Origin of the sequence: Acetobacterium wieringae, assembly GCF_026646375.1 — a bacterium.
GTDB classification, from domain to species: Bacteria; Bacillota; Clostridia; order Eubacteriales; family Eubacteriaceae; genus Acetobacterium; species Acetobacterium wieringae_A.
This window is the reverse complement of the sequence record NZ_JAIPPU010000010.1, coordinates 109,498-126,784: the sequence shown is the minus strand read 5'-3', so window position 1 is coordinate 126,784 and position 17,287 is coordinate 109,498. Positions and strand designations below refer to the sequence as shown.

General features: G+C 45.8%; 13 protein-coding genes. 8 read left to right on the top strand and 5 right to left on the bottom strand.

Going from position 1 to position 17,287, the window contains the following annotated elements:
* Positions 1–23: 23 nt before the first annotated feature.
* The 4 genes from Q7P33_RS10670 to Q7P33_RS10655 all read right to left on the bottom strand — a co-directional run bounded on the left by Q7P33_RS10670 (position 24) and on the right by Q7P33_RS10655 (position 6,230).
* Positions 24–1,292, bottom strand: a complete 1,269-nt coding sequence (locus Q7P33_RS10670) for an EAL domain-containing protein (protein WP_303870213.1) — start codon at positions 1,290–1,292, stop codon at positions 24–26.
* 151 nt (positions 1,293–1,443) lie between these two features.
* Positions 1,444–2,229: a hypothetical protein gene (locus tag Q7P33_RS10665; RefSeq protein WP_303870212.1), complete on the bottom strand. Its 786-nt coding sequence runs from the start codon at positions 2,227–2,229 to the stop codon at positions 1,444–1,446.
* Between the two features lie 305 nt (positions 2,230–2,534).
* Positions 2,535–2,927 carry a bacteriohemerythrin gene (locus Q7P33_RS10660; protein WP_303870211.1) on the bottom strand — a complete coding sequence of 131 codons (393 nt, stop codon included), beginning with the start codon at positions 2,925–2,927 and terminating at the stop codon, positions 2,535–2,537.
* A 237-nt stretch (positions 2,928–3,164) separates the two neighbouring features.
* Entirely contained in the window at positions 3,165–6,230 is a 3,066-nt protein-coding gene (locus tag Q7P33_RS10655; RefSeq protein WP_303870210.1) for a methyl-accepting chemotaxis protein, read from the bottom strand.
* Positions 6,231–6,688: 458 nt separating this feature from the next.
* On the opposite strand from Q7P33_RS10655, the gene Q7P33_RS10650 reads away from it, so the two are divergent.
* The 6 genes from Q7P33_RS10650 to Q7P33_RS10625 all read left to right on the top strand — a co-directional run bounded on the left by Q7P33_RS10650 (position 6,689) and on the right by Q7P33_RS10625 (position 13,712).
* Complete coding sequence (locus Q7P33_RS10650) at positions 6,689–8,209, top strand: helix-turn-helix domain-containing protein (RefSeq protein WP_303870209.1); 1,521 nt, start codon at positions 6,689–6,691, stop codon at positions 8,207–8,209.
* 349 nt (positions 8,210–8,558) lie between these two features.
* The gene (locus Q7P33_RS10645; protein ID WP_303870208.1) at positions 8,559–9,185 is read left to right on the top strand and encodes a toxin-antitoxin system YwqK family antitoxin; all 627 of its coding nucleotides are present in this window, start codon (positions 8,559–8,561) and stop codon (positions 9,183–9,185) included.
* A gap of 147 nt (positions 9,186–9,332) precedes the next feature.
* The gene (locus Q7P33_RS10640) at positions 9,333–10,544 is read left to right on the top strand and encodes an EAL and HDOD domain-containing protein (protein ID WP_303870206.1); all 1,212 of its coding nucleotides are present in this window, start codon (positions 9,333–9,335) and stop codon (positions 10,542–10,544) included.
* A 223-nt stretch (positions 10,545–10,767) separates the two neighbouring features.
* Positions 10,768–11,976: an EAL and HDOD domain-containing protein gene (locus Q7P33_RS10635; RefSeq protein ID WP_303870205.1), complete on the top strand. Its 1,209-nt coding sequence runs from the start codon at positions 10,768–10,770 to the stop codon at positions 11,974–11,976.
* 275 nt (positions 11,977–12,251) lie between these two features.
* On the top strand, positions 12,252–13,163 hold the full coding sequence (locus Q7P33_RS10630) for a helix-turn-helix domain-containing protein (RefSeq protein WP_303870204.1): 912 nt from the start codon (positions 12,252–12,254) through the stop codon (positions 13,161–13,163).
* A gap of 36 nt (positions 13,164–13,199) precedes the next feature.
* Complete coding sequence (locus Q7P33_RS10625; RefSeq protein ID WP_303870202.1) at positions 13,200–13,712, top strand: hypothetical protein; 513 nt, start codon at positions 13,200–13,202, stop codon at positions 13,710–13,712.
* A gap of 63 nt (positions 13,713–13,775) precedes the next feature.
* On the opposite strand, the gene Q7P33_RS10620 is transcribed toward Q7P33_RS10625, so the two are convergent.
* Positions 13,776–14,729 carry a calcium/sodium antiporter gene (locus Q7P33_RS10620; RefSeq protein ID WP_303870200.1) on the bottom strand — a complete coding sequence of 318 codons (954 nt, stop codon included), beginning with the start codon at positions 14,727–14,729 and terminating at the stop codon, positions 13,776–13,778.
* A gap of 308 nt (positions 14,730–15,037) precedes the next feature.
* Here Q7P33_RS10620 and Q7P33_RS10615 point away from each other — a divergent pair, with 308 nt between their 5' ends.
* Together Q7P33_RS10615 and Q7P33_RS10610 are read left to right on the top strand one after the other, a co-directional pair.
* On the top strand, positions 15,038–15,466 hold the full coding sequence (locus Q7P33_RS10615; protein ID WP_303870198.1) for a VOC family protein: 429 nt from the start codon (positions 15,038–15,040) through the stop codon (positions 15,464–15,466).
* A 202-nt stretch (positions 15,467–15,668) separates the two neighbouring features.
* Positions 15,669–17,276, top strand: coding sequence for a dicarboxylate/amino acid:cation symporter (locus Q7P33_RS10610; protein WP_303870196.1), 1,608 nt, complete (start codon positions 15,669–15,671; stop codon positions 17,274–17,276).
* Positions 17,277–17,287 lie beyond the last annotated feature (11 nt).

Here is a 17,287-nt window from a genome sequence, read left to right as displayed (position 1 = left end):
CATCGATGTTCATCTTTTTTGCGCTACTGGAAATGGGCTGACAGGGGCTGCTGAGTTTCTAAAAAATCGACACAAAGAATATATTTTTTTGCCGCCAGCCGAAAGACACGGGAATAGGTGATGCAGAGACTACCGGTGGCCATTGACACATAGGGCTCGGAAATATAGGTGTCCTGCTTACGCTTGATCAGATTATAATAAAAGTTTTTAATCGAATGATCAACACCCATTTTGGCCGAGTGGAAGACCAGCTTTTCACAGGCCCCGATATTTTTTGCGCCCACGGTATCGCTGCATTGAATGCCCGCTTCGTCGAGGACATAGGCGCAATCCACGGCTTCGGAGCCCAGTAGGCACTTTTCTAGCTGGCCGTCAAACTCATCGGGGTGATCCACCACAGCCAAGGCCTTGATCATCCCATTAACGGTTTGGGTGTAGGCCAGACATTTCTGATTATAATCCTCCAGCTCTCGAAGTAGCAGCGCCTTGTAGGCGTCCACGACTTCGGCGGTTATAGCGATCAGCTCGGCTTTGAGCACAAAATCATTGCCCGGCTTGGCAAAATAGAAGCCCTGAATGACCTGGCCGCCAAGTTTGAGTACCTGGATGGCTTCGCTGCGGGTTTCCACTCCTTCAGCAACAATCAGGGCACCAATCTTATTGGTGAGATTCACCAGTGATTTAAAGACCTCCTGTTTGTGGTAAATGCGATCCAGATCCTGGATAATCGAGCGGTCAATTTTGACGATATCTGGCTTCAGCCCGGCAATCCGATCCATATTTGAAAATCCGGCACCGACATCGTCCAGGGCGATTAGAAAGCCCTTGTTTTTGTAGGTGGTGACAAACTGGGTCAGGCCACTGGTGTTTAGGGCCTTGGACTCGTTGATCTCGATGACGATATTTTTGGGACTGATCCCGCTGTTGCTGACCTGCTCACAGAGATAATTTGATCCCCCCACCTCATCAATGATGGCGGTGTCCAGATTGAGAAAAAGCAGTAAATCCGGATTGACCTGATGATACTCTAAAAAGGCCGTCAGTACTGCATCACGACAGGCCCGATCCAGCGGGATGGTCAGTCCGGCGGCATGGGCGGCGGAAAAAAGTAGCTGGGGCGGGATGGTTTTTTCCGATCCAGGAATGATTCCCCGGATCAGGCCTTCCAGACCCAGAATTTTTTTCCCGGTGACGGACATGATTGGCTGAAAGTAAGCCACCAGATTTTTTTGCTTTATGATTTGGGCGATATTAAAGGTTTCGTTGGTTTGGCTTTTTAGTGATTGTTCCAATTGTTTTCTCCAGATTTGTACACGATAGGGTGTCACGATTTTAAAACATAAGCTAATTGTACTGTTTCAGGCGAGTGAATTCAACCTTTTTTACCGTCGCAAGCCTGCTCAGAGCAGGCTTTTTTTAGAGTATTAAAAAAAACGGGTCAGATTAATAATCGCGGTGATTATGGTTGCAGCAGTGGCTGTGAACATGGGGTTGCAAATCTTTGGATTTATGCTGGACGAAATCCTCATAAGCTTCATGGATGGTTTCGTAATTTTCAAAAATACAGAGGTTGTCAATATGATCATGAAGGGCTGCTAGCAGTTCGTGAACGTGATGGCGGTTTAAGTAGTCTGGCAGACTGACATCAAAGTTCACATAAGCACTGATGGCTAGGGCCTGCCCGTAAAATTCAGCCAGCGCCTGCATATGCGCGCCTGGATCAAAGGACAGCACGCTTTCATATTCCGGCACCGTGCCGCATAGATACGAAAACAGTACCGCCTTGTTTTCAGCACTGATCAGGTTGTAATAAAGATTAAAACCACGATACCAGGCCCGCACTTCGGCTAAAAATAAAAAACAGGCCGAATCAGGAAATTGTGCGGCCCGCAAATTAGCAACCTGATATTTTTCCTGGATGTCGGCATAATCAATCAGCCGGCTATATTCATAAGCAACCGCCTGGCAATACTGTTGCGATTCATCAAACAGATCCTCGTGCAGCAGCAGATAATAATGATGATCCTGTTCGTCTGGCAAAACCAGCAGCTTCTTGCTGTCTTCGAGCTCTTGACGGGAGGCGGCAACAATCGCCTGGTCACATTTGGTATTGGCCAGTTTTTGCCGTTCGTGATAAAGATCCGTGGTAACAATGATTTCCAGGGGGTAGTCTTTTTTGACCTGGTAAACGAGATTGTATGTTTCGATGATATTCTGGACAAGCGACATGGATTTCCTCCTTAGGTATGAAGTTTAGGGGTAACAATAAGTCTTGAGTCTACGGGATGCTTTTAACCATTACTCCAGTCTTACATGATTAAGAGTCCAGCATTAGTATAACCGTTTCCAGCGAGGTTGTAAATGGGGGAACTTTGATTTTGGTTAATCCGGATGGTCCCGCTGGAATGTGCATAACTTTTCAGGTCTTCAAAATGGCCGGGTGCGGTTTATGTACAGTGATAGCCAAATAGGATACTGTTAATGTCAAAAAAAGCAGCGACAATCGATCGCTGCTTTTTTCAGGTTTATTGCATTTAAGCGTGGGCACCGATTTTTTTATCCATGCCGGAAATATGTTTGGTCAGCCAGTCAACTACCATCTGGTTGGCGCCAATGATCACCGCGATATTACCGCCGGATTTATCATATTCAGCCTTTAGCTTGGCTAGCTCATCAATAAAGGCTTTGTGTGCCGTCTGCTGCTCAGCCAGGCCCGGATAGTTTATACTCTTCATATACGCTTCTTCATCGTTGAAATGCTGTTTGGTGTAGCTATCCAAAAAACAAAGGAGTTCACCAATTTTTTCTTTGGTTTTTCCGGTTTTACCGGCTTCAAAAAGTTCATCTGCCATTTTAAATAATTGTTGATGTTGGGCGTCAATGCTGTTCACCCCAACTGATAAATCGTTTGTCCATACAATTGCCATCGTAAACCCTCCTGGTGTAAAATTATGTGCGATTAAAACGTATCACGGGTGTCGATAAAAGTCGACATGCTGAAATTATAACCTGTATTGCTGGGGAAATCAAGAGTGGTTCTAAATAAAAAATAAAGCCGCCAATTCCGGTGGCGTGACGGCTTTGTCTTTTATATTGTACTAATGAACACCGCTGGTTTGACACGTATTTGATACTGGTAGGGTCGTGCGGCAATCGACGCGGTTTTAATATTTGTCATTGTCCCAATCATCCAGCTCAATCCGGGGTTCAGGGACTGAGACTGGTTCCGGTTCGAAGACTGGGTGGGTCGGGGCAGTGCGGTTACCACTGTTCTTGACGGTAAAAGCACCCACCATCTGTTTTAGCATCTCAGCCTGTCCGGACAGTTCTTCGCTAGCGGCGGCGCTTTCCTCAGCGGTGGCCGAGTTTGTTTGAACCACCTGGGATACTTGTTCGATACCTTTGGTAATCTGGGTGATTTCCGAAGCCTGATCGTTGGAGGCCCGGGCGATATTGCCCACCAGGGAGGTGACTTTCTCAATTGCAGATAGAATCTCGGTCAGACTTTCGGCGGTTTCATCGGCAATTCTTGAACCGATGGCCACCTTGTCGATGGAGCCTTCAATCAGGCCGGTGGTTTCTTTGGCGGCTTCGGCGGACCGGGCGGCCAGGGTTCGTACTTCTTCGGCCACAACCGCAAAGCCCTTGCCGTGTTGTCCGGCCCGGGCCGCTTCAACGGCCGCATTCAGCGCCAGAATATTGGTCTGGAAGGCGATATCATCAATGACCTTGATAATTTTGGAAATGCTCTGGGATGAACTGTTGATATCGACCATCGCTGTGACCATGTTATTCATTCGGACATTGCCAATTTCAGCATTGTTGCGCACTTCAATGGAGCGCTGGTTGGCTTCATTGGCCCGCATCGCATTCTGTTTGGTTTCCTGGGCGACTTCGTCGATGGAAGCGGTCAGCTCCTGAATCGCCGAGGCCTGTTCCGTAGCGCCCTGGGCCATCGCCTGACCACCATCCGAAATCTGACGGGCACCACTTTCGACTTGGCCGGCGGCATTGTTAATGTCGGCCATGGTGCTGCTGAGGCTTTCGGTAATCGCATTAAGCGCCGTTTTAATGGCCTCAAAATCGCCCAGATAATAGCGGGTAATTTCCTGATTGAGGTTGCCCCGGCCAAGTTCTTCCAGCGTTTTTGTGATTTCGTCCACATAGTCCTTCAGGAAGGCGATGGTCTGGTTCATATCCTCTTTAATCTGACCGTGTTGGCCTTTAAAGTCGCCCTGCATTTCGGTATGGAGATTTCCCTGGGCCAGTTCCCGGAGGGTGGCTGAGGCGGCATTGATCGGTTCGATGACCACATCCAAAGTCTGATTAAAGCCTTCCACCACCTTGGCGTATTCACCCTGGAATTGAGCAGTATTGCCGCGGTTATCAAGATCACCGGCAACCGCCATTCGGGTCATGGTCTGGGTTTCGGTTACCAGCAGGGCGATGCTTTCAATCATCGAAATAAAGCTGGGTATCAGGGTGTCGTTGTCGCTGCGGCTGCCGATGGCTTTTAGACCATCGAGATCGCATAAGTTTCCGGCAGCGATGTTGTTGGCAATTTCGACAATGTGGACCATCTGCGCATGAACGCCATTGATGGATTCACCGATTTCCTGATAAATTCCCTGATAGTGACCCTCAATCTTCTGGGACAGATCATTGGCACAAAGCAGCGCCAGCACCTGATTCCCTTCGGTTAGGGCCCCCAGACCATCGATACAGGCATTGATATTGGTTTTCAGATCGTTAAAATCGCCTTTGTACTCAGTCGTGATTTTGGGGGGCAGCACGCCGTTACCAATTCGTTCGATGGCTTTGTTGGCCACCTTCAGGGGTTTAACAAAGGTGTTGATCATGTTGTTGAGGCTGATAATCATATCTTTGTAGGCACCGCTGTAGATGGTGGTATTGCCGCGGTAATTAAGCTGTCCATCCTGGGCGGCGGCACCGATCTTTTTGATGTCGTCGCTGACCGCATTCATTGCGGCAACCATATCGAGCAGGGCATAGGCCAACACATCCTTGTCGGACTGGGGCACAATCGCCACCGCGAAGTCACCTTTGGATAAGCGCTGGGCCGCTTCAACCTGTTCCCGCCGGTTTTCGATGATGGTGGCAAAGGAATCCATCAGGGCGCCGATTTCGTCTTCACTGGCGGCCGTGATTTCCAGATCCACATCCCCCAGGGCCATCTGATTGGCCAGGGCGGTTAAGTCGACAATCGGTTTGGTGATCCGTTTGGCCAGAACCCAGGCGGCGGCACCGCCCAGTGCCAGTACCAGCAGTGAAATGAGGAGGGTGATCGTTCGTAAATGATTCATCGGAGCCAGGACATCACTTTCGAACTGGGCGATAATCAGGTTCCAGTTGGTACCGGGAATCGGAGCGGTGGCGCCGATTTTTTTGTCGCCATTAAACGTGTAGTTAAGCATTCCGGATTGGCCGGCGCCCAGTTCCTTAAAGGCCCGGCCGAAATCCTTCCATTCGCCGTCATTGTCTATCTCGTCAAATACGTTTGTCTGGTTTAAAATGACTTCATCGTTGGGGTAGGCCATAAAGCCGCCCTCATTGTTGACCACAAAGCCGTACTGCCGCTGCCCGTCACCCATGGAATTGGTTGTTTCTTTTAAGAAGGTGGGGGAACGGCGGCCGACTAACAGGCCGACGACCTGGCCATTGCTTTTGATCGGAGCGACTTCAAAAACGCAGGGAGCTTTGGTCACTTTGCTGATGGCCACATCCGAAATCGCCAGTTCGCCCTTGAAGCCATTCTCGTACCAGAACTCACTCCAGGAGTCAAATTCCCCGCCACCGATGAGGTATTTGGCATGACCGTCCATATTCATGACAGCCAGATCCTCATAACCCAGGGCAGTGACATCGGAAGCCAGGGCCGCCACCTGGGTATTATAATCCATTGAAGCGATACCGCTGCGTTTACTGACCTCACTGAGGGTTTCCAGATTCCCGGCAATAATGGCTGCAACGTGGGAAGCACCTTCATCAGTGTACTTCTGGGCATCGGCATTGGCCTGGGTAAGCAGGGCGGCTGAGCCCATGGAGTACGACACGATCCCCAGGGCGATGACAGCCACTGCCAGTATCGCCAGGGTGAAACCCAACAGTCTTGTTGAAAGGTGTCTTTTGATTACCCGTCGTTCCCGTAAACCTGTCAGCTCCACAGCGGGAGCCGGAGTGTTATCCAGCAGAATTTTTTCTTCGTCCATGTTTTTCCTCTTTTCTTTTTTTTGCTTGGCCAGTTATTAGGGCATTTACAAGTCCAATCCAAGTATTGTCACACAACTTGCATTACGTGGTGATTTGCTAAGGACAGTAGTTTTTTAATTGATTGTGATGAATATTAATAATATAAATGATTGCCAGAATCCTTAGTGAATCACGAATCATTTCTAATAACTGTGCAAAAGCAGTATTTATTATATCGATTTTGTCCTGTAATTACCAGCAAAATTGGCCAATCAAGACAATATTTATTTACTGACCTATGTGATTGTCATATTGGCGGTTTTGTAACAATCACAAAATATTACACTTGTCAGTCAATCGTAAAACGCTTATGATGGGTGGAGAAAACATGAATAATAAAAGAGTTAATTGAATGTAACTCTTTAAGAAAAAATAATAAAGTCGAAATAGGCAACCTTGCCTGTTTCCGGGAGGTCATATGTCATTACTCAGTCAGAGAATCACCGAATTGATCAGTGAAAGCGGTGAAACCGTTTTGGCACTGGCAGAAATGGGAAGTATCAATCGTACCACCCTGCAGCGGGTCAAGTCGGGCGAACGGCTGCCGACTCGGGCGATGCTAAAAAAACTGATACGGGTGCTACGGCTTTCGCCGGCAGAAGCCGTTGAACTCGAAAAACTATGGGAGATCGCCCAAGTGGGTGAAGGAATTTATGCCAACCGCCAAAAGATTATTGAACTGATCGAAACCATTTCAGAATTAACTGAATACAAAATTCCCTATTCCAAAGAGCTTAAGTCCTGGGATGTCAAAAAAGCTCCGGATGAGCTTCTTCCGGCCATGCAAATAGTTTGCGGTGAAAAACAGGTGCTTAGTCTGATTGAGAAAAGCATTGATCAGGAGTTGAGCAGGCAAGCAGAACCAACCATTAAACTGACCATTCCCTATACGTTTTCGGCGGTTTATGATTATTTATTTATGCAGATGCTGGGAAACAGCAAAACACTTGATCTTGCGGATGTTTTGTGTCTACGCCGGGAAGTTGGCGACACCGCCGCCGACCCGATGCTGGGGGCATTAAAGCATCTGATCGCCCTGACGCTGCTGGACAACGTCAATTATTTGTCACATTGTTATACGATTGAGACAAACTCGAGAGTCAACGATCCAGAAATGAGTGCCCTGTTTCCTTATTTTCTCGTAACGTCCACTACAGTCATTACCATTTCCAGGGATTTAAGCCAAGCGGTGTGCTATCATGATCCGGCTTTTGTGCGTCTGTATAGCGACTGTTTTGCTGAAATTCTGGCTTCGACCCGGCCCTTTATTCTGGAAAGTAATAATCTCTTTGATGTTTTTGACCTTGATCGCAAATTTAAGGTGGAAGTGGTGGTTGAACCGTTGCCATGTATTGCGTATTACACGGATCGAGCTCTACTAGAAGCCAAGTTGAATAAAGACTTTCCTTATTACGAACCCTTGCTGGAGGCAGTTGACCGCTATTTTAATTACTTCCGCCAGGTCAGCACGGGGATGCTGAATGTTTTTTCATTAAAAAATTTAAGGCAGTTCATGGATGATGGCAATCTGGTTTTTCCAGAAGAGATTTATCATTTGCTAACCCCATCAGAACGCCTGATGATTTTGAAGCAGGTTCGGGATGATCTGTTTCATAATCGTCGACGAATCTTTGCCGTGGATGATCAAAAACTCTTTTTAAACCAGGCGGTGGAATTTATCTATGAGAGCTGCGACTGTCTGCGACTGATTCTACATTACCGCATCGCTGGCCGGATCGTCTATAAAACCATCGAACTCCGGGAAGCTTTGATCATTGCGGCATTTAAAGAATTTTTTCTCAGTCTGCCGGATAGCGACTATGTGCTGAGTACTGAAGCGACCTTGGCACAACTGGATGCCTTGCTGGTCGAATACGCACCAGCGGCCGGTCCCAATTTTACAAAGCCACTTGTGACATGGGAGCCAACCGGGGTATAATAAGATATAAATGAGCCGGTGTGGCTGTCAGATGTGTTTTACCACAAAATTGTTTTCTAAAACCATTGGTATTTGTGAAATAAAAAACAACGAACAATGTTTGCTTTGTGGGCTGTTTACACAAACATTTCATAACATGTAGGCGAACAGTTCACAGAACGTTACGCCGAACAGTGTAGAAATTCGCGAAGGCAACGAGCAAATCACAAGCTTGCTTGTAGTTGGCGACTGCCCGCGACCTCGAAGAAATTCGCATCGCGATTTCTTCTGGTGTTTCGTGCGAAACGAGGCCTAAAGCTCATTGCAGTTTTAAATGATCGATTTATAAATCTAAACAGGAGGTAAGTGTATGGGCGGCATCTTATTTCTGGTTTTGGTCGTTTTTGCTGGCCTCTCCCTTTGGCTTTATTTTTCATCCCGGCAAAAAAAAGAACGTCAAGGCCAGCAACCAGAGGTCAAAGTTCCCTGTCGGGACGGCTATATCATTGGTTATTATCAGGGCAATCGCTTGATCGGCCAGCGTTATATAAACAACCATCTGGCCTCAACCGGGGTTTTTGTTAACACTATCCAGGTTGGCCCCGGCAAAGAATATTATCCCAATGGCCTTCTTAAATACGAAGGCAGCTTTGTCAATGGTCTGGCCTCGGGTCAGGGGAAACTCTACGAAGAAAATGGCAAGCTTAAATACATCGGGAGCTTTTCCAATGGCTATGCCTCCGGTCAGGGACGTATCTTTGACGCTAACGGTAGATTAAAATGCGAAGGCAATTTTTCTCGGCTGTCCACGAATCAGGAAAACATTAAAGATCCATCAGTGCCGACCGGCCACTGTAAAGAATATTACGATAATGGCCAGTTGAAGTATGAGGGTGAGTTTGTCAATGGCGTCTGGCATGGGGAAGGGCGCTCTTATGATCGAAGCGGCCGATTGGTGCATAAAGGTAAATTTCGTAACGGCAAAGCGGTCGGCTGACAATTGTATTCTAACCGTTGGTTAATTTATTTGATGTCAATCGTTTTCACTTGTTAATAGGTCTTGATGATGCTATCATTGAGACAACAGGTTTTAAAAATTCGGGTATCAGATGACCGACCTGACACCGTTCAAGGAGGAGAGCAGATGTTTATTGCCAGACAACCGATTTTTAACGTGGATCTGGACGTATATGGATATGAACTGCTGTTTCGGCTCAACAGCCAATCGAGTCAGTTTGGTGGAATTTCGTCTCAGGGAGCCACCGCAGCGGTGCTCACCGGACTCTATGAAGCGGGAATTGAAAACATCATTGAGGACAAGCGGGCCTTTATTAATTTTGATGAGATTTTCATCCATTCCGACGCTCTGGAATTAATCAAACCGGATCAGATGGTAGTGGAAATGCTGGAAAAAATAAGAATTGACGACAGCCTGATTGAACGGATTAAATCAATTCGAGAGAAGGGCTACCGGATTGCGCTGGACGATTTTGAAGAAGAATTCCAAAACTATCCACTGAGTCCACTGGCCGATATTATCAAATATGATCTGATTGCAACCCCTCTGGAAACGGTTGCCAGCGATGCCGCCGATGCGCTGGCCCAGGGCAAGGTGTTATTGGCTGAAAAGGTCGAAACCAGGGATGAATTTTTGCAGGCCATGAAGATGGGATTTACCCTGTTTCAAGGTTATTTTTTCAGCAAACCGGTGATTGCTGGTCAATCGGTCAATAAATCGCCGACCAAGTTTCAGTATTTCAGATTGATTGAGGAACTTAAAAAAGAAGATCCTTCCTATGATGCCCTAGCTGAGCTGATCCAACAGGATGTCACCTTGGCGTATCGGGTTATGCGGATGGTCAGTGTTCGATCTAATCATGATCTGGTCAGTTCGATCCGCTATGCACTGACTTACATGGGACTCAACGAAATTGAGCGCTGGTTCAATATTCTGATGCTTCAGGATCTGGGCCAGGAAAAACCCTCAGAGCTGGTGAAAATCGCGCTGATTCGGAGCCGTTTTACCCAAACTCTGGCCAAGCGAGCGCTGATGACCTACAACACCCAGCATGCGGCAGCAATGATGGGGTTGTTTAGCGTTCTCGATGGAATTCTTGACCTGTCCATGGAAGAAGCATTGGCTGGTATTGCTTTGCCACCATCAATTCCAGACGCACTGATAAATGGGGAGGGAGTACTATACCCCATTTACGAACTGATGCTGGCCTATGAAAAGGGTGATTGGGCAACCACTATGAATCGATCGGAAGAGCTAAAAATCGAGGAGTACATTTTGTATCACGATTATCGGGAAGCAATTGCCTGGGCCAATGAAATCATTCGAAACATCGCCTGAGCAAGAAAAATTAGATAACAGATTCACGAATATACATGGCCAGCTACGGTTGCGCCATTTTTTTGTTGGTAATAAACGGCAGCAGATAGAAAACATGTTCAAAAATACAGACAGTGGGTGCAAAAATTCTTGTTTTTGATGAAACATAGTGTTACAATAAACATATTGAATAGAGACGGACATTTATAATTTTACACCAGTATAAAAAGACCCAGGAGGCTATATGTTTATTGCCAGACAACCGATTTTTAACGCTCAGCTGGAAGTTTACGGGTATGAGCTTTTATTTCGGCTTCACAACCACTCGACGCATTTTGGCGGCATGTCGTCTCAGGGGGCAACCGCCATGGTCATCACCGGTCTGTTTGAATCGGGACTGGAGAACCTCGTTGAAGACAAATTTGCCTTCATTAACTTTGATGAAATCTTTATTCATTCCGAAGCTGTGGAACTAATTGAACCAGATCGAATGATTGTGGAAATGTTGGAAAATATTGAAGTCAGCTGCAATCTGGTTGCGCGTCTCGAGGATATTAAAGAGAAGGGCTACAGCATCGCTTTGGATGATTTCGCCCAGACCTATCAGACCTACCCTCTGACGCCATTGGCAGACATTATCAAGTATGATCTGATGGTCACTCCGCTTGATACCATTATCGATGATATTCCGGCGGGTCTTGCTCAGGGAAAAACACTGCTAGCTGAAAAAGTGGAAACCCGTGATGAATTTCTAAAAGCGAAGGAGCTTGGGTTTACTCTCTTTCAAGGCTATTTTTTCAGTAAACCGCACATAGCCGGACGCACCTTTCGAGCCACCCCCTCGCAGCTTCAGTATCTGCAACTAATGACTGAAATAAATGCGGAGGAACCATCCTTTGATCGTTTGGCCGAGATGATTGAGCAGGATGTGACCTTGACCTATCGGTTACTCCGGCTGGCCAGTTTTCGGGCTGGCAGCGAATCGATTGGCTCCATCAAGTTTGCCCTAAGCTATATTGGTCTGCGCGAATTTGAACGCTGGATTAGTATTTTAATGATTCATGAAGTCAGCAAAGACAAACCCACCGAACTGATCAAACTGTCGCTGATTCGCACCCGCTTTGCCGAGTCACTGGCGAAACGCTCGGGATTGCATGAATTGGAACATGATGCCGCGCTGATGGGCCTTTTCAGTGTTCTGGATGCAATTCTTGATCAACCAATGGATGTGGTATTGGCGGGGATCGCCTTGCCTCAAGCGATTTTAGAGGCTCTGATCAACCAGCAGGGAATCCTTTTTCCGATCCTGGCTTTGATGGTGGCCTATGAAAAAGGCGAATGGAGCTTGGTCGAAGAATTGGCTCAAGTCTTAAAAATTGCGGATTACCACATTTATCACGACTACCGGGAAGCAATCAAGTGGTCTAATCGTGTTGTTTGCAATATCGCCTAGATAAATAGAGTAAAAAAGAGTACGCAACGGATCAGTGATGTGGGTACTCTTTTTTGTACGATAGAAGTGTAAGTGTTAAGCATGTCATTGGTGCTGAAACATTTGCACTTGTTTTTTTATGACCGATCTTAGACCTATAGCTAACCACTTCCGATTCGACAGGATCAAAAAACTGCAAAATTTTCTGGCACACAAAATGCCACATCTTGAAATTGGCTCCGACACGGTTATAATAAGAGTAAAAGGTTCCCAAAATATAGAAACTGGAGTAGCCGATGACACGTTTTAGTAAAAAAATCGAAGAACTAATTGATGAAAGTGGCGAAACCGTACAATCTCTGGCAGAAATTGGAAAAATTAATCGCACCACTCTGCAGCGGATAAAAACGGGCGAGCGGTTGCCTACACATAAAGTTTTTGAAAGCTTATGTAAAGCGCTTCGCCTGTCAACGACTGAAATCGAAGAATTACAGGCCTTACAAGAAATCACCCAGGTCGGCGAACGGCGTTATTATAATCGTCAAAAAATTGTGGAGTTGATGGCCATCATTTTTGAATTGACCAACTATCAAATTCCTTTCTCGAAAGAATTAAAAGCTCCGGATACCGCTGCGATCAGCTCAGGGGAACAACAAAAAATTCAGATTGTGACTAGTTTTGAAGCTGTCCGAAGCGTCATCGAAAACAGCATTGATCGGGAGCTTTTTTGCCAGGTTGCACCGCATCTGAAGCTTTCCATCCCCAGTCATTTTGAACTGGTTTATGCGCACATTTTTTCGCAAATGCTGGGAAACACAAAACACCTGATTTTGCAGGATGTTCAGTGTTTTCCGGAAGGCAGTGATGAAAGCGTTGCCGATCCGGGACTTAGCACCCTAAAAACTCTGATTGGCCTGTCGCTGCTTGATAATATTACTTATCACTCCAACTATTATTATCAGCCAATTGGGAAGAGTCAGGAAATCAATGTACTGTTTCCCTATTTTATGCTCACATCGGAAGAAGTCATTGTGATTTCCCGGGATTTTTGCAGGGCCATCCGCTATCAGGATCCGTCGCTTTATGATCTCTACCAGAAAGGTTTTTTGACCATCCTTTTGCAATCCGAACCCTTTATCGAAGAAAGTCGAGATCTGTTTGCTATATATTCATTGGATACGACCTATCGTATTCGTCAGGTCATCTAGCCTCTGCCATGCTTTGCCTATTATGCCACTCATGAAATGGTGGCCGACAAGGTTCGCCGGGAATTGCCCTTCTATGATGACCTGGTATCGGCCACAAATCGCTTTTATGATTATTTTAAAGCAGAAAACCGCTCGATGATCAATGTTTTTTCATTAAATAACCTGGAAACCTTCATGGATACTGGCAACATGTATTTTCCGGAGGAGGTATGTCATCCCTTTACTCCGGCCGAACGCCTGATGTTGACCAAACTGGTACGTCAGGATATTGCCACTGATACCCGAAAAACTTACGCATTCGATGAAAAAAAGATCGTTCTTAATTCAGCAGTAGAATTTGTGAATGAAGCGACTCTGGTGCATCTGATCCTGCATTATCAGAAAGCTGATCAACAGATTTTTAAGACGATAAAATTAAAAGAAGCGAAAATTGTAGCGGCTTTTGATGATTTTTTTGGTAGTCTGCCTGGTAGTTCCTATGTGTTGCCCAAAGAGGACACCTTGGCCGCCATCGATCAGCTGATCTTACGCTATGAAGGCCAGGCATAGTATTACGATAAAAAGCACCCGCATTAAGCGAGTGCTTTTTTACTGTTCAAAATGGATAAGTCTCTAAGAAATCGCCCGCATGATAATAAAGGCCGAATAACCGACATAGCCCAGCATCATGACGGCCCCTTCCCAGCGGCTGATTTTCTTGGAAGTATACATCATTGGAACGACGATAATCATCGCCGCCAGCAGAATCCACAGATCGGCATAGTTTTCAGCGGCAATTTCAATTGGGAAGATAACCCCGGAAACCCCCAGAACAAACAGCGTATTAAAGATACAGGAACCAATGATATTGCCCACAGCAATATCATTCTCGCCTTTTTTGGCTGCTACCACGGAGGTGATCAGTTCCGGTAGGGAGGTGCCGATGGCCACGATTGTCAAACCGATCACGGTTTCGGACATCCCCAGGATGGTGGCAATTTCAATGGCTGCATTAACCACCAGATCAGCGCCAAAAACAACGGCGGCCAGACCGCCGATGGTAAAGAGAATACTTTTGGGAACAGGCATTACAAGTATTTCACCCTCGGATTCTTCTTTGCCAAGGATGGCAATTTCTACCATCGAATAAAGATAGATGGCAAAAAAGAGCAATAGAATCCATCCTTCTGAACGGGAAACTGCGCTGATTGGATCGCCATTGATCAGACCATCCATCACCATCAGCATTAAAGCAACGGTAGTCAGGATAGCAAAAGGCATCTCTTTAAAAATTGTTTTTGATTTGATACTGATGGGGGAAATAAACGCTGAGATCCCCAGAATAAAGAGGATGTTGACAATATTGGAACCCACCACATTCCCAAAAACAATACCATTGGCTTGATTTAGCGATCCGGACACGCTGACCGCCAGTTCCGGGGCACTCGTGCCAAAAGCCACCAGGGTCAAACCGATGACCATACTGGGGATGTTAAAGCGCTTGGCAATGGAGGACGAACCTTCCACAAAAAAATCGGCACCTTTAACTAATAATATTAGGCCGATAATTAAAAAAATAATACTCACAAGAAATCCTCCCTCAAATAATAACAGATTGCAGAAAAGTAGATCAGGTTGTCTGTAACAAGGCAAAAATGAATGAAAATAAATCTGCATATATGACCCTTATAACAATAACAGCAGATTGGCATCAGGTCAATTTTATTTTACAGAAAGTTGTAAAAAATTTACCCGAAACCGTTTAAATCGTAAAAAAAGGGCTATACCATGTAACAGAGTGTCATGGTGCTGTAAAATTAGTAAAAACCGAGATCCTGGTGCACGCCCCAAATACTATCAGCAAAGGGTGCACCCAAACGCAAAGGAGTGTAGAAATGCAGGTACAACCCTATATTAGTTTTAATGGAAATTGTCAGGAAGCGGTGGAATTCTATGCCGATGTTTTTGGCACGGATCAGGCTGAAATTATATTATTTGATGAAACCCTGATCGAACCGGGGAATCCCGACCGGGCCGAAAAAGTGACCATTCGTGCTGATCTTAACTCCGATGAACTGCGGATATCGCTATCGGATAAACTCTCAAAATCACTGGACAATCAAAAAGAAAAGATGACTCTGGTCATTTTTAGTGATGATCTTGATGAGATCAAAGGCCTTTTCTATAAATTAAAAGATGGCGGGACTGTCGAAACCGAATTGCAGGAAACCTTCTGGAGTAAGGTTTATGGTTCGCTGGTCGATAAATTTGGGGTAAATTGGCAGTTAAATTATGATGACGGCAGAACGCGTCAAGTGGTATAATGGGGTAATCTTAGACTATCATTTCACCATTTGATGATCATGACAATTTTTTATCATGGTGAAAGGCACACGGTATGGGCAATGCCGTGTGTTCTTTATGCCAGAGCCAGATAATTTCAGGTTTGACAGTTTTACAACCCGGGACTATCAGTGGCATGGTTCACACAAACGCAGTCATAAGATAGATGCATAAGGAGGAACCATGGAAGTAAAAAAGATTTTACCACTTAGTCTGGCCAGTCTCGATGAAGCCAATACCTTTGTTTCGGAGCTATTACAAAAATACAAGTGTCCTAAAAGCGATAACATGAAAGCACAACTTTTTGTGGAAGAAGCTATTGTTTACTGGAGTGAGCGGGCCAATGCGCAAGCGTATTTTGAGTTGTCGATTCAGAAGCGATTTAAAACCATTACTCTGACGCTGAATTACTGGGGTAATCCGGAAAACCCATTGACCCTACCGGAAATGCCGGAGGGCGAGGCGGCTGACTTCAATCGAATTGGACAGAATATTTTAATCGGACTGTCATCGGTGACCTATTCCTACGAAAAGGGCTGTAATAACGTTGCTTATACGCTTAAGCAAAAACCGCTAAACCCTGCGTTGACAACGGCCATTGCCCTGATTGGTGCTATTCTGACCGGCTTTCTTATCCAGATGACGGCACCAGCGCTGGGCAAACAGCTTGGCAGCGGGATTCTTTCTCCCATTAGCAGTACATTTTTTAGTTTTCTCAATGCCATTGTGATACCGGTACTGTTTTTTTCCGCCATCGGCAGTATTTTCAATATGGATAATCTGGCTCAGATGAAACGGATCTTCCGATTGTTATTGACTTGGTCGATGGTAGTTATTCTCGTGGCTTCAGCGGTTTCGCTGGGAATGGCTCAAATTTTTTTGCTGGGCAACACTGGGTCAGCAAGTCAGGCTGGTCAGGGGGATTTGTGGAACCAGATTGGTGAGATGGTTTTTGGAATCATTCCAGCCAATATTATTCAGCCTTTTATCGATGGCAATACCTTACAGATCATGTTTTTGGCGATTATCGGTGGTATTGTGATGTTGACCTTAAAGGGCCGCTTTCCAGAAATCACGCGAATTATCACCGAAGCTAATCTGATTTTTTCCACCATCCTGGATGCCGTTTGTGCTCTGATGCCGGTGGTGGTTTTTATCAGTATTTTGAACATGATGATTTCCGGTGAAGGGGCAGCTCTGCTGGGGGCCGTATGGCTGATTGTATTGTTGCTGATTGCTTTTCTGATCATTAATGTGTTCATGCTGTTGAGTTTAACGGTTTATGAAAAAATAAGCCCAGTGACTTATTTAAAAACCGCAGCGCCATTTCTGTTGATAGCCTTCTCAACCGCCAGTTCCAGTGCCACCTTTGCCAGTCATACTGCAACAGCAATGAGCAAGCAGAAAATCCGGGACTATGTCGTCAATTTTTCGATTCCAGTGGGGGTTTTGTTTAATAAGCAGGACGCTATTCCGATGTTATTATTAACATCTTTGTTTATAGGTAATATTTACGGAATCGGTTTTTCATTGCCGGATATGATTCCGGTTGTGATTCTGTGCATGATTCTTTCGGTGGCTGTGCCACCATCCCCAGGTATGGGGGCTTTTCTCTTCACCATCGTTTTCAACCTTCTGGGTATTCCCTTAGAAGGGCTGGCACTGGCCGTAACCATTGCCATCTTTCTGGATTATCCTGCCACCACCGGCAATGTTATGACTACCAATATTGGAATGATTCACACAGAACATCGGCTCCGTGCCAGTGAACTAAAAAAGCGCCCTATCTAGGGGCGCTTTTT